21 protein-coding genes are annotated in these 20141 nt (G+C 68.0%); 11 read left to right on the forward strand and 10 right to left on the reverse strand.

All coding sequences use genetic code 11. The features are described from left to right. Positions 1–202: 202 nt before the first annotated feature. The 6 genes from LZ009_RS19475 to LZ009_RS19500 are packed head-to-tail and all read right to left on the reverse strand — an operon-like array spanning position 203 to position 6922. Complete coding sequence (locus tag LZ009_RS19475; protein WP_275699623.1) at positions 203–850, reverse strand: MarC family protein; 648 nt, start codon at positions 848–850, stop codon at positions 203–205. Next, entirely contained in the window at positions 851–1324 is a 474-nt protein-coding gene (locus LZ009_RS19480) for a MaoC family dehydratase (RefSeq protein ID WP_275699624.1), read from the reverse strand. Then, the gene (locus tag LZ009_RS19485; RefSeq protein ID WP_275699625.1) at positions 1324–2073 is read right to left on the reverse strand and encodes an SDR family oxidoreductase; all 750 of its coding nucleotides are present in this window, start codon (positions 2071–2073) and stop codon (positions 1324–1326) included. The genes LZ009_RS19480 and LZ009_RS19485 overlap by 1 nt, the downstream gene beginning before the upstream one ends. A gap of 60 nt (positions 2074–2133) precedes the next feature. Then, positions 2134–2784 carry a hypothetical protein gene (locus LZ009_RS19490; protein WP_275699626.1) on the reverse strand — a complete coding sequence of 217 codons (651 nt, stop codon included), beginning with the start codon at positions 2782–2784 and terminating at the stop codon, positions 2134–2136. Positions 2785–2792: 8 nt separating this feature from the next. Then, a complete protein-coding gene (locus tag LZ009_RS19495; RefSeq protein WP_275699627.1) occupies positions 2793–5261 on the reverse strand; it encodes a two-partner secretion domain-containing protein in 2469 nt (822 codons plus the stop codon). 11 nt (positions 5262–5272) lie between these two features. After that, complete coding sequence (locus LZ009_RS19500) at positions 5273–6922, reverse strand: ShlB/FhaC/HecB family hemolysin secretion/activation protein (protein WP_275699628.1); 1650 nt, start codon at positions 6920–6922, stop codon at positions 5273–5275. 199 nt (positions 6923–7121) lie between these two features. Here LZ009_RS19500 and LZ009_RS19505 point away from each other — a divergent pair, with 199 nt between their 5' ends. Genes LZ009_RS19505 through LZ009_RS19515 form a run of 3 tightly spaced genes read left to right on the forward strand, consistent with a single transcriptional unit; the run spans position 7122 to position 9333 of the window. Further along, the gene (locus tag LZ009_RS19505) at positions 7122–7805 is read left to right on the forward strand and encodes a dienelactone hydrolase family protein (RefSeq protein WP_275699629.1); all 684 of its coding nucleotides are present in this window, start codon (positions 7122–7124) and stop codon (positions 7803–7805) included. Continuing rightward, the gene (locus LZ009_RS19510; RefSeq protein WP_275699630.1) at positions 7805–8683 is read left to right on the forward strand and encodes an amidohydrolase family protein; all 879 of its coding nucleotides are present in this window, start codon (positions 7805–7807) and stop codon (positions 8681–8683) included. Before LZ009_RS19505 ends, LZ009_RS19510 begins: the two co-directional genes overlap by 1 nt. Next, a complete protein-coding gene (locus tag LZ009_RS19515; RefSeq protein ID WP_275699631.1) occupies positions 8680–9333 on the forward strand; it encodes a glutathione S-transferase family protein in 654 nt (217 codons plus the stop codon). Before LZ009_RS19510 ends, LZ009_RS19515 begins: the two co-directional genes overlap by 4 nt. Here the strand turns inward: LZ009_RS19515 and LZ009_RS19520 are convergent. The 4 genes from LZ009_RS19520 to hemB are packed head-to-tail and all read right to left on the reverse strand — an operon-like array spanning position 9324 to position 12715. Next, the gene (locus tag LZ009_RS19520) at positions 9324–10052 is read right to left on the reverse strand and encodes a DUF72 domain-containing protein (RefSeq protein WP_275699632.1); all 729 of its coding nucleotides are present in this window, start codon (positions 10050–10052) and stop codon (positions 9324–9326) included. The two genes, LZ009_RS19515 and LZ009_RS19520, sit on opposite strands and share 10 nt — an antisense overlap. Beyond that, a complete protein-coding gene (locus tag LZ009_RS19525; protein WP_275699633.1) occupies positions 10049–10594 on the reverse strand; it encodes a DUF1003 domain-containing protein in 546 nt (181 codons plus the stop codon). The genes LZ009_RS19520 and LZ009_RS19525 overlap by 4 nt, the downstream gene beginning before the upstream one ends. Before the next feature lie 5 nt (positions 10595–10599). Then, positions 10600–11700: a magnesium transporter CorA family protein gene (locus LZ009_RS19530; protein WP_275699634.1), complete on the reverse strand. Its 1101-nt coding sequence runs from the start codon at positions 11698–11700 to the stop codon at positions 10600–10602. A 13-nt stretch (positions 11701–11713) separates the two neighbouring features. After that, a complete protein-coding gene (gene hemB, locus LZ009_RS19535; RefSeq protein WP_275699635.1) occupies positions 11714–12715 on the reverse strand; it encodes a porphobilinogen synthase in 1002 nt (333 codons plus the stop codon). A gap of 258 nt (positions 12716–12973) precedes the next feature. Here hemB and LZ009_RS19540 point away from each other — a divergent pair, with 258 nt between their 5' ends. From LZ009_RS19540 to fusA, 8 genes are all read left to right on the forward strand, one after another. After that, entirely contained in the window at positions 12974–13396 is a 423-nt protein-coding gene (locus tag LZ009_RS19540) for a CopD family protein (protein ID WP_275699636.1), read from the forward strand. Further along, positions 13393–14529, forward strand: a complete 1137-nt coding sequence (locus tag LZ009_RS19545; RefSeq protein ID WP_275699637.1) for a VanZ family protein — start codon at positions 13393–13395, stop codon at positions 14527–14529. Before LZ009_RS19540 ends, LZ009_RS19545 begins: the two co-directional genes overlap by 4 nt. Further along, positions 14526–14870 (forward strand): (2Fe-2S) ferredoxin domain-containing protein, encoded by a 345-nt coding sequence (locus LZ009_RS19550; protein ID WP_275699638.1) that lies wholly within the window; start codon positions 14526–14528, stop codon positions 14868–14870. Before LZ009_RS19545 ends, LZ009_RS19550 begins: the two co-directional genes overlap by 4 nt. Then, entirely contained in the window at positions 14870–15499 is a 630-nt protein-coding gene (locus tag LZ009_RS19555) for an alpha/beta hydrolase (RefSeq protein ID WP_275699639.1), read from the forward strand. The genes LZ009_RS19550 and LZ009_RS19555 overlap by 1 nt, the downstream gene beginning before the upstream one ends. Before the next feature lie 11 nt (positions 15500–15510). Then, positions 15511–16668 (forward strand): D-alanyl-D-alanine carboxypeptidase family protein, encoded by a 1158-nt coding sequence (locus LZ009_RS19560; RefSeq protein WP_275699657.1) that lies wholly within the window; start codon positions 15511–15513, stop codon positions 16666–16668. A gap of 166 nt (positions 16669–16834) precedes the next feature. Beyond that, positions 16835–17212 carry a 30S ribosomal protein S12 gene (gene rpsL, locus LZ009_RS19565; protein ID WP_017759704.1) on the forward strand — a complete coding sequence of 126 codons (378 nt, stop codon included), beginning with the start codon at positions 16835–16837 and terminating at the stop codon, positions 17210–17212. Positions 17213–17356: 144 nt separating this feature from the next. After that, positions 17357–17830: a 30S ribosomal protein S7 gene (rpsG, locus tag LZ009_RS19570; protein WP_027101804.1), complete on the forward strand. Its 474-nt coding sequence runs from the start codon at positions 17357–17359 to the stop codon at positions 17828–17830. A gap of 69 nt (positions 17831–17899) precedes the next feature. Further along, the gene (fusA, locus tag LZ009_RS19575; protein WP_275699640.1) at positions 17900–20002 is read left to right on the forward strand and encodes an elongation factor G; all 2103 of its coding nucleotides are present in this window, start codon (positions 17900–17902) and stop codon (positions 20000–20002) included. Positions 20003–20141: the final 139 nt, after the last annotated feature.

Raw genomic sequence — 20141 nt, forward strand, 5'->3', positions numbered from 1 at the left:
CCTTCAGGGGAAACTGTGGGTTTCAGAGGGCGTCAACGGAAGTTAGCGCCCATTAACTCGTGTCGATCGAGGTACAGCGCTGCTGTTAGCACTCAAATCCAACGAGTGCTAATGATAAGGCCATTCGCGTGGGAATCAAGCGCGGCGGCACGTGGGAATCCGCCGACCCGGCTTGTTTCAGGCCTGAAAGGGGGTGCGCTGGCTAGCCTCCGACGGCTGTCCGGCCCAGGATCGGGAAGAGCTTGGCCAGGCCGTCGGCCATGACTTCGACGGCCAGGGCGGCCAGGATCAGGCCCATCAGCCGGGTCAGCACGTTGATGCCGGTCTTGCCGAGGGCGCGGGCAATCGGGTGGGCCAGCGAGAAGCTCAGCGCGGTCACCAGGCCGATCACCACGCCGTAGCCGACCAGCGTCAGCAGTTGCACCCAGGTGTGCGCCTTTTCCGCGTAGATCACCACCGTGGACATCGTGGCCGGACCGGTCAGCAGCGGGATGGTCAGCGGAACCACCGCGATGCTGGCGCCCATCGCCGCCTTTTCTGCGCCTTCCGCCATTTCATTGGTACTGGGCTTGGACTCGGCCGGCATGGCGTTCAGCATGTTCATCGCGCTGATCAGCAGCAGCATGCCGCCGCCCACCTGGAAGCTCGCCACCGAGATGCTGAAGAACTCGAGGATGCGCATGCCCAGCAGCGCGCTGGCGGCGATCACCACGAAGGCCGTGAAGGCCGAAGTGAGCGCCGTGCTGCGCCGCTGTCGCCGCGAGAAGCCCTGCGTGTAGTGGATGAAGAAGGGAATGATGGCCGGCGGATTGACGATGGCCAGCAGCGTGATGAGCGGCTTCCAGTCCATTCAGGCGAGTTCCTCGGGGCTGGCGGGCGTGCGGCGGCCGAACATGCCCCAGCCTTCCATCTCCAGCACCTTGGCGCCGTCCTGGTTGAACAGCTCCCAGCGCGATCGCACCAGTCCCGTGTCGGGCCGCTTGCGCATCGGCTTGGCTTCCAGGATGGTGTGGCGCAGCGAGAGCTGGTCGCCGGGATAGACGGGCTTGAGCCAGCGCAGGCTGTCCAGCCCGGGCGAGCCCTTGCTGGCCGCGTGCCGCAGCATGTTGTCGACGGTCAGGCGCATCGCCAGCGCCGCGGTCTGCCAGCCGCTCGCGCACAGGCCGCCGAACAGGGACTGCCGGCCCGCCTCTTCGTCCAGGTGGAAGGGCTGCGGGTCGTACTTGGCCGCGAACTCCTTGATCTCCGGCGCCGTCACCGAGGTGGTTCCGAGCTCGCGCACGCTGCCCGGCGCCAGGTCTTCCCAGAAAACGGTGACGGTCATCAGCGCCCTCCCGACACTTCGACCAGCGACATCGTGGTGTAGCTCGCCTCGGGCGACAGCAGCCAGACGATCGCCTGCGCCACTTCCTCGGCGCTGCCGCCGCGCAGCATCGGCACCTGGTGCTTCAGGTCTTCGACCCGGTTCGGCAAGCCGCCCGAAGCGTGGATCTCGGTTTCGATCAGGCCGGGACGCACCGCGTTGACGCGGATCCCCTCGGCCGCGACTTCCTTCGCGAGGCCGATGGTGAAGGCGTCGATGGCGCCCTTGCTGGCGGCGTAGTCCACGTACTGGCCCGGTGCGCCCAGCCGCGACGCCGCACTCGAAACGTTGACGATGGCGCCGCCGCTGCCCCCGTGCTTCGTACTCATCCGCTTGATGGCCTCGCGGGCGCACACGATGCTGCCGATCACGTTGACGTCGAACATGCGCTTGAGGCGCTCGACGCTCATCTGCTCGACGCGCGCGGTGCGGTCGACGATGCCGGCGTTGTTGACGAGGGCGGTGAGGCGTCCGAGCTTGGCGTCCACCTGGGCGAACAGCGCCAGCACCTGCGCCTCGTCGGCCACGTCGCCCTGCAGCGCCACCGCCGTGCCGCCGTCGGAACGGATGGCCGCCACCACTTCTTCGGCCGCCTCGGCGTTGCGCGTGTAGTTGACGGCAACGGCGTAGCCCTTGCGCGCCGCCAGCCGTGCGGTGGCGGCGCCGATGCCGCGGCTGGCGCCGGTGACCAACAGAACCTGATCGTCCACTCTTTCGCCCCTGCGCCGCGCGGGCTGCGGCGACCCGCCATTAGAGCAAAGACCGGCGTCCTAGAGTCCGGAAGGGACGGGCGGAACCGCCTGGCCGGCCCCGAACACTTCCCGCGCGGGACGGGTTTCCGGCAGCACGTACACGATGCCGTCGGAGCCGCGGAATGCGGGCGCCACCACGTCGAGGAAGAACCGCACCGGTACGTTGATGCAGCCGTAGGTGATGCGATGGTCGGACGGCACGAGGCTGGTCAGGCGTTCCAGCCGGCGTTCCCGCGGCACGCCCACCGCCACCCGGTGCAGGGCGATGGCGGCGTCGTAGTCGACCCAGAGGATCTCGTCGCCGTGCTCGTTGCGATCCAGGGACGCGACGAAGCGGCCGGCCGGCGTGGTGCGCTCGTCCGGCCGGATGGTGGACAGCGCGCGCGCGCCGATTCCGGCGACGCCGGCATCGCCCGGCGCCAGTCCGAGCAGCGCGAGGGCCGTGCCGAGCAGGCGAGCCTGGCGGTCGAACACGAACACGCGCGAGTTCAGCTTGTCGACGATCACGAACGGCATGCCATGGTGGTCGCCCGATCGGACGGCCCAGTCGGCGACATAGCGCGCCTCGCTCGACGCGGGCGCGCCCAGGAAGTCCGCGCGTTCGGCGGCAAGCCCGGCCTGGCAAGCCAGGCCGGCCGCCAGCAGCCAGCCGAGCGCACGCAAGCGCATGGGGCGTCCTAGTTGCGGTACGGCTTCACCGGGCGCGCCGGGGCCCGGGCGGGAACCGGTGCGGCTTCGGCGGCCGGCGCGATGACCGGCGCCGCAGGTGCCGGCGCCACGGCGGCCGGGACCGGCGCCAGGACGAAGGCGACCGGAGCGGCGTCCGCCGGTGCAACCACCAGCAAGGGCGTCGGCGCTTGCAGCAACAGCGGGGCCACCACGAAGGGCAGGAACCGGGGCGGCGGCGCCTCGAGGGCTTCGCCGGCGGCTGCCGGCGGGACGACGACCACGACCGGCGGCGGCACGATCACCACGGGGACCGGCACCGGCGCGACCGGCACCGGCGGCACAACCACCACGGGCACGGGCGGAACGATCACCGGCGGCGGGGCCGGAGGCACCACCACTGGCGGCGGGACGACCACCGCCGGCGGAGCCGGCGGCACGACCACGGGAGGCGGCGCCGGTGTCGGCGGCACGACCCCTGGCGGCGGCGCGGGCGGCACGACCACCGGCGGCGGGGCCGGAGGAACGACCACTGCCGCCAGGATGGCTCCGGTCGTTTTCGCAACGGCCGGTCCGCAGCAGGCGACCGGCAGCGCGAAGTTCGCGGCATCGGGGCCGGCGAGCGTGTAGCCGGTGAAGGCGATCGCCTTCGCCGTCCCCACCGCCGCGGTGTCGAAGTTGGCGACGCTTCCCGGGCCGGCCACCAGCGTGACGCCGGCGGGGTTGCCCTTCAGGCCGGTCAGCACGGTCGTCGTGCCGCCGTCGAAGGTCTTGTCGCCGGAGGCGAGCACCAGCATGCGCTGCGTCACCGGCGCGGCCGTCACGAAGTTGGTCGCGTAGTTCGTCGGCGCCGAATAGCTGGACGGGTTGTAGATGATGGTCACGGGCGCGTTCGGGCCGACCACCGTGGCCGGGGGCGCGAGCGGCGTGAACACCACGGTGCCGACGCCGGTGCCGCCGGCGCCCGCATTCAGGACCATCCCGGCCGGCAGGCCGAGGCTCTGGGCGGGAATGGAACTGCCCCGGGTCAGGCTCAGGGCCGAACCGATCCGCACGTCCTCGGCGGCGCAGATCTCGATGTTGCCGTCGGTGGTGGTCATCGCGGCCGCTGTCGTGAGCGTTGCCGTGCGGCCGGCGGCCAGCAGCACGCTGCCGTTGGTGGTGGTGATGGCGGCATTGACGTTCACGTCCCGGCCGCAGCACACCACCAGGTTGCCGTTGGTGGCAGTGATCGCGCGGTTCACGTTGACATCGCGGGCGGCGTTGAGGGTCAGCGTGGTGGTGCTCGGCGTTGCCGTCCAGCTCACCGCATCGTTGATGGTGATGTCGCCCGCGCCGTTGACGGCGGTGTTCAGCTGGGTCAGCGGCGGCGTGCCCGGGACGACGACCGTCGGGCCGGTCTGCGTGGAGATCGTCACGCTGTTGGTGACCAGCAGCGCCGACAGGGTCGGGCCGCTGATGTTGTCGGTGGCGCCGCTGCCCACGGTGAAGTCCTGCGGGTCGATCAGCCAGGTGCCGGTGCGCCCGGATGCCGAGGCGGTGCTGACGACCGCGCCCTGGCTCACCTGCACGCGCGCCGCCGAGGTTTCGATGAAACCGCCGTCGCCGCCCTGCGGTGCGCTGGCATCCAGCTGGCCGGCCACGGAGAGCACGCCGCTGCCCATGTCGCCCAGCAGCTTGATGCTGCCCTGCCGGTTCGAGATCGTCCGCGCCTGGATGATCCCGGTGTTGTTGACGGCCGTGGACAGCAGTTCGCCGGCAGCCTGCGCGGTCAGCAGCACCCGGCCGCCATCGGCCTGGAGCACGCCGCCGTTGCTGATCTGCGCGTTCACCGCGCCACGGTCCACGCTCACGCGCAGCAGCTGGTCGCCCAGCACGTCCAGCGTCACCGCCTGCCCCGCGGCCAGCACGACGTCGCCGCCGCGGGCCGAGATGTTGCCCTGGTTCGCCAGTTCCGCGCCAAGCAGCACCACGTAGCCGCCATCGGCCTGCAAGGTTCCGTGGTTGACCACCGTGCTGCGGCTCTGGCCCTGGAAGGTGTAGCGGCCACCCATGAAATCGGCGTCCGAGATGCCGAGCGTGGTGGCCACCAGGCCGCCCACGTTGACGGAAGCGCCCTTGCCGAACAGCACGCCGTTGGGATTGGACAGGAACACCTGGCCGTTCGCGGACAGCGTGCCGAAGATGGCCGAGGGATCGGAGCCGAGCACGCGGTTCAGCGCCACCGAGCTCGCGCCCGGCTGCACGAAGCGGACCGACTCGCCGGCGGCGATGCCGAAGCCCTGCCAGTTGATGACCGCGCTGGGCGTGGTTTGGGTGATGGTGGTCCGGGTGCCACTGCTGGCGATGCCGGCGGCGCCGGCGGCAACCGTGCCGCCGGTGGGCGCGCCGTGGGCGCCGGCGGCCATCAGCAGCATGGCCAGGGCCAGAGGGGCCAGCACGAAGGGCGGGTGGCCACGTGCGGATTGAGGATGATTCAAGGGAGATCCGTTCAGAAGTACTTGACCAGCTGGACCCAGAAGCGGCCCGACTTGTCGGGAGCGGAGAGCGCGGGCGCGTCACCGAGCTTGCGGGCATACGACGTGCGCACGAGGAAGTTGCCGGCCTGCGCCCAGTTGATGCCGACACCGGCCGCACTCAGCCGGCGGTGGTTGTCGATGGGCGCCCAGGGGTTCTTGTTGATGGTGATGCCGCCGGCGTCGACGAACGCCACCAGCTGGATCGCGCCGGGGATCGCCGGTGGCAGGGCGGTGATGTCCATGCGGCCTTCCAGCGTGAGCAGGTAGCCCTCGTCGCCGTAGGCCTCGCCTTCGGGGTAGGCGCGCACGCCGTTCATGCCGCCCAGCTGCATCTTTTCGGAGACGTCGAGGTTCTTCGAGGCGAGCTGGCCGCTGGCAGCGGCGTACACGGAGAACGGGCCGCCACCGAGGCGCTGCAGGCGCATCGCCTGGAACGACAGCTTGTTGAAGTGCCCGTTGGAGTGCGCCGTGACGTCGTCCACGGCGCGCGCCGCGGGGGTCTGGATGTCGAGCACGCCGGAGGCCAGGGTCGCGGAGTAGGAATCCATGCCGCCGCCGAAGAAGTCGTCGCGATGGTCCCCGTACACGCTGGCCAGCAGCACGTGCGACTTCCTGTCGATGCGCGCCGGAATCGTGTCCACCTCGTCCCGGAAGGACTTGGCATCGAGCTCGAGCTGCAGGTAGAGATTGTTGTCGCGCGTCCGCAGGACGGGGTAGCGGCCGTAGACGCTGGCGATGTCCGCCGTGCCATGCGCTTCCAGGCTGGCGAACTCCCGCCCCAGCTGGTAGCGCAGGTGGCTGTAGGCAATGCCCGCCTGGCCATGGCCTACCTGCAGTTGGTAGGAGGCACGGGCGTAGTTCAGGCCGGAGCCCGAGGTGAGAACGCGCAGGCTGGCGACGTCTCCGAGGCCCAGCGGTTCGCTGATGTCCAGGGTGGCGCCGAGCCGGTATTCGCCGGTGTAGCGGTTGCCGCCGTTGTCGGCATCGATGCTGCCCGAGAGGCGCCGGCTCGGCGTGAGTTCGACCACCAGGTCGGAGGTGCCGGGCGTGGTGCCCGGCACGAGCGTGGAGATGACGTTGACGCCGGGCACGTCGGACAGCAGCAGCAAGCCGCTTTCGAACGGGCGATTGGCGATGACGTCGCCCGCTTCGAGGCCGTCAAGCTGGGTGCGAACCACCCGGTCGGACACGTTGGTCTGGTTGCGCACGTCCACCTTGCCGAGCCGGCCCTCGCTGACGGCGATGGTGACTTCCTGGTCCTGGATGTCCTGCGCCGGCAGGTAGGCCTGGGCGACGAAATAGCCCCGGTTGCGGTAGTGCGCGGTGACGCGTGCCGCCATTGCCTGGAGGTCGGCCAGGCTCAGCGCGCTGCCTGGCGTGAATCCGGTCAGCGCGAGGAGTTCCGCTTCGGGAAAGAGGGTCGCACCGGACACGTGCAGTACCTTGACGGGAATCCGCGTCTGGTCGGCTGGCGCGACCGGCGCCGCGGGCCCGTTCCGGGGTTCGATCCGGATGCCCGGGGCGGGTGCAGGAGCCGGCGGAGGCGTCGGCACGGTGAGGGCGCCTGCGCTGGGGAGCCGCTGGGCCGTTGCTTGCGGCCCGGCGGCCAGCAGCGTGCACAAGAGAACGACGGGCTTGATGAAGTTGGTACGGCGGATGCCTGGACGCCCCCGGCGAACCAGGCGGCTGACAGCAGATATCAATATGGGCCCCTTTTCTTTAGGCTAGCCCATGTATTCCCGGCTGTCTGTCCGCTGGCGAACATAGCGGCCCGGCATTAAGCTGCCGGATGGTGCGTTTCAACCAACAGGAGAGCTTTGCATGGGCCAGTTCACACAGATCAAGTCGGCGGACGGCAAGTCGATCCCCGCATACGTCGCCCAGCCCGCCGGCCGGCCCAAGGGCGGCGTCGTGGTGATCCAGGAAATCTTCGGCGTCAACTCCCACATCCAGTCGGTGGCCGACGGCTATGCGAAGGACGGTTACCTCGCGGTGGCGCCGTCCACTTTCCACCGCGTCGAGCCGGACGTGAACCTCGGTTACACCCAGGAGGACATGGGCAAGGGCATGGCGCTCAAGGCCGCCGTCGAGGCGCTGCCCAAGCCGGGCGTGATGCAGGACATCCAGGCCGCAATCGACCACGCAGCCCAGGCGGGCAAGGTCGGCATCGTCGGTTATTGCTACGGCGGCCTGCTGACCTGGCGGGCGGCCTGCGAGCTGAACGGCCTGAGCGCGGCGGTGCCTTACTACGGCGGCGGCTCCACCACGCCCGACGAGATCGCCCGCAAGCCCAAGGTGCCCGTCATGGCGCACTTCGGCAACAAGGACAAGCACATCTCGCTGGAAAGCGTGGAGGCCTTCAAGAAGGCGCATCCCGAAGTCGAAGTGCACATCTACGACGCCGACCACGGCTTCAATTGCGACCAGCGCGGCTCCTACGATGCGCCCGCGGCGAAGCTCGCGCGCGAGCGCACGCTGGCCTTCTTCGCGAAGCACCTGGCCTGATGCGGCGCGCCGCCCTGGCCTTGCTGTTGTCGCTGGCCGGCGCCGCGCTGGCGGCCGACTACGCCGGGCCGCTGTTCGACGCCCACCTGCACTACAACGAAGAAGCCTGGAACGGCAAGTCGGGGCCGCACCCGCCGGCCGATGCGGTGGCGCGCATGCAGCGCAACGGCGTGCGCGCGATCCTGTCCAACTCGCGGCCCAACGACGGCACGCACACGCTGGCAGGGTCGCCCGAAGCGCGCCGGGCCGGCGTCGCCGTCGTCCCCTTCGTGCGCCTCTATCGCAACCGCGCGGACTACGACAACTGGTTCCGCGAGGAGACCATCTACGCGATGGTGCAAAGCGAGCTGGCGCGCGGCACCGCGGCCGGGCCTTATCGCGGCATCGGCGAATTCCACCTGTACGACAGCGCCAACGCGAATGGGCCGGTGGCGCGCAAGCTGATGGCGCTGGCGGAAGAAAAGCAGCTGGCGGTGCTGGCCCACGTCGATGACACGGCGATCGATCTCCTGATGGCGAACACGCCGTCGAAGGGCCAGAAGGTGCGGCTGGTCTGGGCCCACACCGGCATCGGCGGCACGCCGGCCGCGCGGGTCGACCAGTTGCTGGCGCGCTATCCGGGCCTGCTGGGTGAGCTGTCGTATCGTCCCGGCCTCACCTGCGATGCCGGCAAGCTCTGCCCCGAGTGGCGGGCACTGCTCCTCAAGTACCCGGGCCGCTTTGTCGTCGGCTCCGACACCTGGGTCAACCAGCGCTGGGAGAGCTACGACGCCACCATGCGCGGCTACCGCACCTGGCTGGGCGACCTGCCGGCGGACGTGGCGCGCAAGATTGCCTGGGACAATGCGGCCTCCCTGTTCGGCACCAAGCAACCATGACCCTGGAATTGCATTACTACCCCAGCACCGCGGCGATGATTCCGCACATCGTGCTGGAGGAACTCGGCGTCCCCTACCGGCGGGTGCTGGTGGACCGCATGCAGAACCGGCACAAGGAGCCGGCCTACCTGCGGCTGAATCCCAACGGGCTGCTGCCGGTGCTGGTCGATGGCGACCTCGTGCTGTACGAGACGGCTGCGGTGGTGCTGCACCTGGCCGACACGCATCCGCAAGCGAAATTGGCGCCGGCATTGGGCACGCCGCAGCGCGCCGAGTTCTACAAGTGGCTGATGTGGATGACGAACACGCTGCAGGCGACGCTCATCACCTACTTCTATCCCGAGCGCTGGGTGGACGAGGGCAACGCGGCAGGCGTGGCGCAGGTCAAGGCGCACGCCCAGGCGAAGGTGATCGGCCTGTTGCAGCACCTGGAGGAGCAGGTGGCGCGCAACGGCGGCCCCTGGCTGCTGGGCGCCGACTACAGCGTGCTCGACGCCTATGCCTTCACGCTGTGCCGCTGGACGCGCAACTTCAGCCACGGCAAGGCGCGCGAGCTGCCGCAGCTGGGCCCGTACCTGCAGCGCGTGCTGGCGCGGCCCGCGGTGCAGCGCGTCATGGTCAACGAGGAACTGTCGGCGCCTTACTTCTGAGCAGCCAGCAGGCGAGTCAGCTCCAGCGCGTTCGCGGTGGCTTTCCCGCCCGCGGTGTTGTCGAAGATGCACCAGACTTCCTCGGCCTGCGTTTCGGCCTGCCGCATGCGCAGCGCCAGCCGCGCCAGGAGTTCGCTTTCGTAGGCCGACCAGTAGGGCCGCGGACTGCCATGCAGCCGCAGGTACACCAGCCCGGGCCAGCCGCCCGGCACGCCCGCTTCGTCGAAGCGCACGGGATCGGCCAGCACGCGGGCTACGCGCATCGCACGCATGTGCGCGTCGACCTCCGGCGTGAACCAGCTGGCATTGCGCGGCTCGATCGCCAGGATGCCGGCATGCGCTTCGCGCAGCCGCTCGAAGAAGGGCAGGGCCACGGCGGCATCGAAGGCGAAGCTCGGTGGCAGCTGCACCAGCAGGCAATGCAGCTTGTTGCCCAGGCCCCGCACTTCATCCAGGAAGGCCGCCAGCGGGTCGCCGCAATCGACCAGCCGCCGTTCGTGCGTGATGGTCTTCGGCAGCTTCGCGCTGAAGCGGAAATCTTCCGGTGTCTCGGCCGCCCAGCGCTCCCACACCTGGCGCCGGTGCGGCCGGTAGAAGGAGGAGTTGATCTCGACTGCCCCGAAGCGGGTGGCGAAGCGCGCCAGGTTGCTCACGCCGGGGCCGAAGGCATCGCGCACGTCGCCCGGCAAGGGCCAGCCCGCGCAGCCGATGCGGATCACTTGCCGCCTTTGCGCGCCTGGTTGCGGAAGGTCTTCTCGATCTGGCGCGCCAGGGTCTCGGGCCGCGTGGCTTGTTCCAGGACCTCGATCTCGTCATCGTCCTCGCAGCTCACCTCGAGCTTCTTGGCGATGCGGTCCAGCAGCTGCAGCATCTTGGTGTTCTCCTGCTCCGAGAGCAGGTTGATCTGCAGGTCCAGCCGGTTGCGGCGGTCGGAGATCCGCATCTCGTAGTTCTGGCTGATCAGGATGAACGACGACAGGAAGATCGCTTCCAGCGAAACGCACAGCGTGAGGAAGGTGAAGGGATAGGGATCGAAGTGGTCCGTGCCCGGGAGAATGTTCCAGACGATCCAGACCGTGAACAGGGCGGCGTGGATCCAGACGAAGGTGATGCTGCCGCAGAAGTTGGCGACGAATTCGGCGATGCGGTCGGCCAGCGAACGATTGGCGCTGGAGAGCTGCTCCAGCTTGTGCATGGAGCGCACGTTCTCGCGCGTGACGTCGGCGACGGTGCGCGGCTTGTGGGGGCGGCCTTCTTCCATGGTCTTCAACGGGCCGTGCGGGCCAGGTAGCGCTTGCGCCAGAACACCACGCCCAGGACGACGGCAATCGTGGCCATCGAGCCTATCGTCCACCAGAAGCCCAGCTCTGAATGAATCACGGGCAGGAATTCGAAGTTCATGCCGAAGATGCCGGCGATCAGGTTCAGCGGCAGGAAGATGGCGGTCAGCGCCGTCAGCGTGCGCATGATCTCGTTGGTGCGATGGCCGACGGCGGAAAAATGGATCTGCACGGCCGTCTCGGCGCCTTGCTCCATCCGCCGCACGTGGTGGACGACGCGCTGGATGTGCTCCACCACATCGCGCGCACGCGCCAGCAGCCCATCGAGCTCCGCCTGCCCCATCCACGAAGGCGGCTGCTCGCGCTGCGTATCCAGCCACTCCTGCATGGCGTCGTTCTGCTCCTCGCACATGTCTTCCAGCATGTGGAGGGCATTGCGCGCGGTCATCAGCGCGCCCCAATCGGCCGGCCGGCTGCCCACCGCGAGCAGGCCCTGCTGCCAGTGGTCGAGGTCGCCGCTCAGGTCCTTGCGCAGTTCCAGGTAGCTGTCGACCATCAGGTTCAGCATCCGGATCATCAGGTCCGCCGCGCTCACCGGCAGGCGGCTGCGCGCGGCGGCGGTCAGGCCCTCGGCCTGCAGCGCGTCGCTCAGGTAGCGCTCGATGAAGGTGCGCGCGGCAAAGCAGCGCTCGGGATGCACCGTGATCAGCAGGCGGTCGAACACCACGTAGCCGACGGCTCGGGTGCGGATGCGGCTGAAGCGCGCGAGCGGCTTGCCCTTGTCCTGCGGGTCGCCGAGTTCGGCCTGCACTTCCTGCTCGGTCGCCAGGCGCCGGAAGATCACCAGGTCGTAGACCGAGGTGTAGTCGTAGCGGGACGGGTGCGAACGATTGAGCAGGTCCTTGACGTGAACGTCCAGCAGGTGCGAGCCGCCGAGCGCCTGCGCGGCGCGCTGCAGCGCGGGCAGGTTGGTCTCGAGCTGTTCGCGCTCGAGGTAGATCCAGACGAAGCCACCCTCGGGCGGCGGCTGGTGCGGGACGCTTTCCAGGAAGCGCAGCGTGCCCTTGGCGAATTCGACGATCTGCACGCGGCGCGTTCCGCTATTTGCGCAGCTGGCGCGCGGCGTCGAGGGCGAAATAGGTCAGCACGCCGTCGGCGCCCGCGCGCTTGAAGGCCAGCAGGCTTTCCATCATCACCAGGTCGTGGTCGAGCCAGCCGTTCTGCGCCGCGGCCTTCAGCATCGCGTACTCGCCGGACACCTGGTAGGCGAAGGTCGGCACGCGGAATTCGTCCTTCACCCGGCGCACGACGTCCAGGTAAGGCATGCCGGGCTTCACCATCACCATGTCGGCGCCCTCGGCGAGGTCGAGCGCCACTTCGCGCAGCGCTTCGTCGGTATTGCCGGGGTCCATCTGGTAGACCTTCTTGTTGCTCTTGCCGAGGTTGCCGGCGGAACCCACCGCGTCGCGGAAGGGGCCGTAGAAGGCGCTGGCGTACTTGGCGCTGTACGCCATGATCCGCGTGTGGATGTCGCCGCGCTTTTCCAGCGCCGCGCGGATGGCGCCGATGCGGCCGTCCATCATGTCGCTGGGCGCGACGATGTCGACGCCCGCCTGCGACTGCGTGAGCGCCTGCTGGACCAGCACCTCCACGGTCTCGTCGTTCAGGATGTAGCCCGTGTCATCGAGCAGGCCGTCCTGGCCGTGGCTGGTGAAGGGGTCGAGCGCCACGTCGGTCATCACGCCGAGCTGCGGAAATTCCTTCTTCAGCGCCTGGACCACGCGCGGCACCAGGCCCTCGGGGTTGCAGGCTTCGCGGCCGTCGGGCGTCTTCAGCTTCCCGTCGATCACCGGGAACAGCGCCATCACCGGGATGCCCAGCGCGACGCACTGCTCGGCGACCGGCAGCAGCAGGTCGAGGCTCAGGCGTTCCACGCCCGGCATGGAGGCCACGGCCTGGCGCTGCTGCTTGCCGTCGACGACGAAGACGGGATAGATCAGGTCGTGCGTGGACAGGGCGTGTTCGCGCACCAGGTTGCGCGTGAATTCGTCGCGCCGCAGGCGCCGCGGGCGGCCATGGGGATAAGGGGCGTAGGGCGTCATGTCCGAAAATTGTGCCCGATGCGCGGCCATGGGGGCGCCGATGTGGAAAGCACGTAATCCTTTTGCCTTGAAAGGCCGAGCCTGGGCTGGTAAATTACATCCGGGCGGCTTGCCGCTCCCCGCTTTTCCTCCCTGAGCGGGCGCCTTGATGTGTGACAGCAAAAAGGCTTCCCAACCCCGGCCGGTGGCCGGGGCTTTTTTTCGCCCAGGCGGTGCCGCGGCCCCCGGGACTGCCGGGCTTTCGTAGACTCGGTGCCCATGCTCTGGGTCAAGGCCTTTCACATCGTCTTCGTGGCCAGCTGGTTCGCCGGCTTGTTCTACCTTCCCCGTATCTACGTCAACCTGGCCATGGTGCCGGCCGGCTCGGACGCCGAGCGCGCCCGCCTGCTGCTGATGGCGCGCAAGCTGCTGCGCTTCACCACCATGCTGGCGGTGCCCGCCCTGCTGCTGGGCCTGTGGCTGTGGCTGGGCTACGGGGTGGGTCGCGGCGCCGGCTGGCTGCATGCCAAGCTCTTCGTCGTGCTGCTGGTGATCGGCTACCACCATGCCTGCGCGGTGCTCCTGCGCAAGATCGAGGCTGGAACGAGCCGGCGCAGCCACACCTGGTACCGCTGGTTCAACGAGGCCCCGGTGCTCCTGCTGCTGGCCGCCGTCGTCCTTGCCGTGGTGAAGCCCTTTTGAGCCAGCACAAGACTTCGGCCTGGCCGCTGGCGGGCACCTATGCGGCGCTGATCGTCTACGCCAGCCTGTATCCCTTCACGGGCTGGCGCGACCAGGAGATCGCCCCTTGGGAATTCCTGTTCGCGGGCTGGCCCAAATACTGGACCGGTTTCGACGTCGCTGCCAACGTCGTCGGGTACGTGCCGCTGGGCTTCCTGCTGGCCTTGAGTTTCATGCGCCGCGGCAACGTGCGCCGCTTTGCCGACCACCCCAACCTCGGCGGCATCGGCATCGCGGTCCTGGCGGGAACGCTGTTGTCCCTGCTGATGGAAGGCATCCAGAACTACCTGCCCTCGCGGGTCGCGTCGAACGTCGATTTCGGCCTGAACGTCGGCGGCACCTTGATTGGCGCCATCGCTGCCACCGGCCTCGAGCTCGGCGGAGCGATCGACCGCTGGAGCCGTTTCCGCGATCGCTGGTTCATTGCCGAATCGCGTGGCGCGCTGGTGCTGCTGGCGCTCTGGCCCTTCGCGCTCCTGTTCCCAGCGGCCGTGCCGCTGGGCCTGGGCCAGGTGCTGGAACGCCTCGAGGGCGCCCTGGCGGAATGGCTGCAGGACACGCCCTTCCTCGAATGGCTGCCGATGCGCGAGATCGAACTGCAGCCCCTGGTCCCCGCCGCGGAATTGCTCTGCGTCGCCCTGGGCGCCTTCATTCCCTGCCTGCTCGGGTACACGGTGCTGCGCTCGCTGGGCCGGCGTGCGGTGTTCGCTTTCGTCGCGATCGCCTTGGGCGCCAGCGTGACGGCGCTGTCGGCCGCGCTCAGCTGGGGTCCTACCCACGCCTGGGCCTGGCTCAGCCTGCCCGTGCGGCTGGGCCTGCTGTTCGGCTTGCTGCTGGCGCTCTTGATGCTGCCGGTGCCGCGCCGTGGCTGTGCAGCGGTCCTGCTGCTGGCGCTGGTCGTGCATCTCAGTGTCTTGAACCAGGCTCCGGCCAGCGCCTACTTTGCCGACACCCTCGCGGCCTGGGAGCAGGGCCGCTTCATCCGCTTCAACGGCCTCGCGCAGTGGATCGGCTGGCTGTGGCCTTTCGCGACGCTGGTGTATGTGCTGCTGCGGGTCTCGCGCCGGGAGGCGGCTCCTACAATCCCGCCATGAGCGCGCCTTCCACGACCCAGTACTACGGGCACCACATCTTCTTCTGCCTCAACAAGCGCGAAAACGGGGAGGCCTGCTGCGCGGACCATAACGCGCAGGCCGCGTTCGATCGCTGCAAGCAGCAGGTGAAGGCGCAGGGCCTGGCCGGGCCCGGCAAGGTGCGCGTGAACAAGGCCGGCTGCCTCGACCGCTGCCAGGGCGGGCCGATCGCGGTGGTCTACCCGGAAGGCGTCTGGTACACCTATGTCGACACCGCCGACATCGACGAGATCGTCGAATCGCACCTGAAGAACGGCAAGGTGGTGGAGCGGCTGCTGACGCCGCCGCACCTGGGCCGCTGATGAACATCCACACGAAGAAGCTGGAAGTGGCCGGCCCCGCCGGCCGCATCCAGGTGCAGCGCGACCAGCCGGAAGGCGAGTCGCGCGGGACGGCGGTCATCTGCCATCCGCACCCGCTCTTCGGCGGCACCATGGACAACAAGGTGGTGCAGACGATGGCGCGCGCCTTCGTGCTGTGCGGCTGGACCGCCTTGCGCTTCAACTTCCGCGGCGTCGGCACGAGCGAGGGCGCGTACGACGAGGGAAGGGGCGAGACCCAGGACATGCTGGCGCTGGTGGAAGCGCTGGCACCGGCCGGCCCGCTTGCACTGGCCGGCTTCTCCTTTGGCTCCTTCGTCACCGTGCAGGCCTTGCAGACGCTGTGGACCGCGCGCGAGATCGAACGCATCGTGCTGGTGGGCACCGCGGCGTCGCGCTTCCAGGTGCCCGCGCTGCCGCCCGAGGCCCATGAGCGCACGCTGGTCGTGCACGGCGAAGTCGACGACACCGTGCCGCTGGCGTCCGTGATGGACTGGGCGCGCCCGCAGTTTCTGCCCGTTACCGTCATTCCCGGGGTCGAGCACTTCTTTCACGGACAATTGCCGCTCTTGAAGAACCTGGTGGTCCGCCACCTGCGCGCACAGGAATGAACTCTCGTTGGATGCGGGCGCTGCTGGCGCCCTGGCTGGCCTTTTTCCTGGCTGGTTTCTACCAGTTCGCCGCGGCGCAGGTGCCGCAACCTCCCGCCATCGCCGCCCGCCAGTACCTGCTGCTGGACGTCAGTGCCAACCAGGTCCTGGCCGCCAAGGACATCGACACGCCCATCGAGCAGGCTTCGCTGACCAAGCTGATGACCGGCTACCTGGTCTACGACGCGCTGCGCAGCCGCAAGATCACGCTGCAGCAGGCGCTGCCGGTGAGCCAGCGGGCCTGGAAGATGCCGGGCTCGCGCATGTTCCTCGACCCCAAGATGCAGGTGCCGGTGGAAGACCTGATCAAGGGGATGATCGTGCAGTCCGGCAACGACGCCACCGTGGCGCTTGCCGAAGGCGTGGGCGGAAGCGTCGAGCACTTCGTCGAGATGATGAATGCGCAGGCCAAGGCCCTGGGCATGAAGAACACGGTCTACCGGAACCCGGAAGGCATGACCGCGCCGGGGCACGTCACCACGGCCCGCGACCTTGGCATCCTGGCCACGCGGCTGATGCAGGATTTCCCGGAAGACCTGCCGTATTACGCGATCAAGAAGTACCGCTACCAGGGCACGCCCACCACCAACGACACCAACCGGAACATGCTGCTGTTCCGCGACCCGACCGTGGACGGCCTGAAGACCGGCTACACGGATGCGGCGGGCTACTGCCTGGTCGCCACGGCCAAGCGCGACTTTCCCAACCTGCAGGGCCGCCGGCTGCTGGCCATCGTGCTGGGCGCCGACAGCGAAGTGGCGCGGGCCAACGAAGCCCAGAAGCTGCTGAACTGGGGGTTCACGGCTTTCGAGGGCCTCAAGCTGTTCGATGCCGGCCAGGCCGTGCTGGAGCCGCAGGTCTGGAAGGGGACGGCCCGCAGCGTCAAGCTGGGCCAGCCCCAGCCGATCGTGCTGGCGGTGCCGGCGGGCAGCAGTTCCCGGATCAAGACCGCCGTGGCACGGCCGGACCCGCTGGTGGCGCCTTTCGCCAAGGGCCAGCAGGTCGCCACCCTGCGGATCCTGGCCGGGGAGCAGGTGCTGCGCGAGGTGCCGCTGGTGGCACTCGAGGGGGTCGAGCAGGCCGGCGTCTTCGGGCGGGCCTGGGACGCGATCCGGCTCTGGATCAAGTAGCACCGGGGCTGGGCCCCCGCCTGCGCGGGGGCTCCTCATGCACCCTTTTGCGGGTTTCCCCGCAGCGGGTTATACTCGTCGGCTCTCCGCAATTTGGGGCGGGGAGAGGTATTCCGTGCCGCATCCGCGGTAGTCAGTTTTCCAGACGTTTAGGGACGTTTTCTTAATGCCAACCATCAATCAACTGGTGCGTCAGGGCCGGGAGGTCGAAAAGACCAAATCCAAGAGCCCCGCGATGCAGAACAGCCCCCAGCGCCGGGGCGTGTGCACCCGTGTGTACACCACGACGCCGAAGAAGCCGAACTCGGCTCTCCGCAAGGTCGCCAAGGTCCGCCTGACCAACGGCTTCGAAGTCATCTCCTACATCGGCGGCGAAGGCCACAACCTGCAGGAACACAGCGTGGTGCTGGTTCGCGGCGGTCGTGTCAAGGACCTGCCCGGTGTGCGTTACCACATCGTCCGCGGTTCCCTGGACCTGCAGGGCGTGAAGGATCGCAAGCAGTCCCGTTCCAAGTACGGCGCCAAGCGCCCGAAGAAGGCCTAACAGCCAGGTAGTTTGTCGGTGCTCCTCCAGCCCTGGCAGGCTGAGAGAAGCGTAGTGACCCAATCCCGGGTCGAGTAAGCGGGCCAGCCAGATGGCGCCCAAGGTCCTTGAGTGGACCAGCTGAAGCAATTAGAGAGGTTAGAAATGCCACGTCGTCGCGAAGTCCCTAAACGTGAAATCCTGCCGGATCCCAAGTACGGCAACGTCGAGCTCGCCAAGTTCATGAACGTCATCATGCAAGGCGGCAAGAAGGCGATCGCCGAGCGCATCGTCTACGGCGCGCTCGAGCAGATCGAGAAGAAGAACCCCGGCCGTGACCCGGTCGAGGCCTTCACCATGGCCATCAACAACGTGAAGCCCATGGTCGAAGTGAAGTCCCGCCGCGTCGGCGGCGCCAACTACCAGGTCCCGGTCGAAGTGCGCCCGGTCCGTCGGCTGGCGCTGTCCATGCGCTGGCTGAAGGAAGCCGCCAAGAAGCGCGGCGAGAAGTCCATGGCCCTGCGCCTGGCGAACGAACTCATGGAAGCCACGGAAGGCCGCGGCGGCGCCATGAAGAAGCGCGACGAAGTGCACCGCATGGCCGAGGCCAACAAGGCCTTCAGCCACTTCCGCTTCTAAGAATCGTCCCCATCTGGAGTGCGGGCCCGCCATCGAGCGGGCCTGTGCCCTTTTACTGAAAGACTCATCATGGCCCGCAAAACGCCCATCGAGCGCTACCGCAACATCGGTATCTCCGCGCACATCGACGCCGGCAAGACCACGACCACGGAACGCATCCTGTTCTACACGGGTGTGAACCACAAGATCGGCGAAGTGCACGATGGCGCCGCCACCATGGACTGGATGGAGCAGGAGCAGGAGCGCGGCATCACGATCACGTCCGCCGCGACGACGTGCTTCTGGAAGGGCATGGACATGTCCTTCCCCGAGCACCGCATCAACATCATCGACACCCCCGGCCACGTGGACTTCACCATCGAGGTGGAGCGTTCCATGCGCGTGCTGGACGGCGCCTGCATGGTGTACTGCGCCGTGGGCGGCGTGCAGCCCCAGTCCGAGACGGTCTGGCGCCAGGCGAACAAGTACCGCGTGCCGCGCCTCGCGTTCGTCAACAAGATGGACCGCACCGGCGCCAACTTCTACAAGGTCTACGACCAGATGAAGGCCCGCCTGAAGGCGAACCCGGTGCCCATCGTGATCCCGATCGGCGCCGAGGAAAACTTCACCGGCGTGGTCGACCTGCGCAAGATGAAGGCCATCATCTGGGACGAAGCGTCCCAGGGCATGAAGTTCACCTTCGAGGAAATCCCCGCCGAGCTGGTGGCGACCGCCAAGGAATGGCGCGAGAAGATGGTCGAGGCTGCCGCCGAAGCCAACGAGGACTTGATGAACAAGTACCTCGAGGAAGGCGACCTGACGGAAGAGGAAATCACCCTCGGCCTGCGCACGCGCACGATCGCCGGCGAGATCCAGCCGATGCTGTGCGGCACCGCCTTCAAGAACAAGGGCGTGCAGCGCATGCTCGACGCCGTCATCGAACTGATGCCTTCCCCGGTGGACATTCCCCCGGTCAAGGGCACGGACGAAGACGAGCAGCCGACGTCCCGCAAGGCCGACGACAACGAGAAGTTCTCGGCGCTGGCGTTCAAGCTGATGACCGACCCGTTCGTGGGCCAGCTGACCTTCGTGCGCGTCTATTCCGGCGTGCTGTCCAAGGGCGACAGCGTGTACAACCCGATCCGCGGCAAGAAAGAGCGCATCGGCCGGATCGTGCAGATGCACGCCAACAATCGCCAGGAAGTCGACGAGATCCGCGCCGGCGACATCGCCGCCTGCGTGGGCCTGAAGGACGTCACCACCGGTGAAACCCTGTGCGACCCCGCGTCCATCGTGATGCTGGAGCGCATGGTGTTCCCCGAGCCCGTGATCGCGCAGGCCGTGGAGCCGAAGACCAAGGCCGACCAGGAAAAGATGGGCATCGCCCTGAACCGCCTGGCCGCCGAAGATCCGTCGTTCCGCGTGCGCACCGACGAAGAGTCCGGCCAGACCATCATCGCCGGCATGGGCGAGCTGCACCTGGAAATCATCGTCGACCGCATGAAGCGCGAATTCGGCGTGGAAGCCAACGTCGGCAAGCCGCAGGTGGCCTACCGCGAAACCATCCGCAAGGTGGTCGAAGAGGCCGAAGGCAAGTTCGTGCGCCAGTCGGGCGGCAAGGGCCAGTACGGCCACGTCGTGCTGAAGCTCGAGCCGAACGAGCCGGGCAAGGGCATCGAGTTCATCGACGCCATCAAGGGCGGCGTGGTTCCGCGCGAGTTCATTCCCGCGGTGGAAAAGGGCATCGTCGAAGCGACGACCCAGGGCGTGATGGCCGGCTACCCGGTCGTCGACGTCAAGGTCACGCTGCACTTCGGCTCGTACCACGACGTGGACTCGAACGAACTGGCGTTCAAGATGGCCGCCATCTTCGGCTTCAAGGAAGGCGCCAAGAAGGCTTCCCCGGTGATCCTCGAGCCGATGATGTCGGTCGAAGTGGAAACCCCGGAAGACTACGCCGGCAACGTGATGGGCGACCTGTCGTCCCGTCGCGGCATGGTGCAGGGCATGGACGACATGCCCGGCGGCGGCAAGGTCATCAAGGCCGAAGTCCCGCTGTCCGAGATGTTCGGCTACTCGACGACCCTGCGCTCCATGTCGCAGGGCCGCGCGACGTACACGATGGAGTTCAAGCACTACAGCGAAGCTCCGAAGAACGTCGCCGAGACCATCATCGCGGCGCGTACCAAGTAACAAGGATCGGTCTGCGATCACACACCCTGCCGTGCCCGTGCGGTGGGATCCAGTGATGTGATGCAGACCTAAAACCCATACACGGGCATTGCTCTTTTTGGAGATTGAGAAAATGGCTAAAGGCAAATTCGAGCGGACC

This window comes from Ramlibacter paludis (genome assembly GCF_022012305.1).
GTDB lineage: Bacteria > Pseudomonadota > Gammaproteobacteria > Burkholderiales > Burkholderiaceae_C > Ramlibacter > Ramlibacter paludis.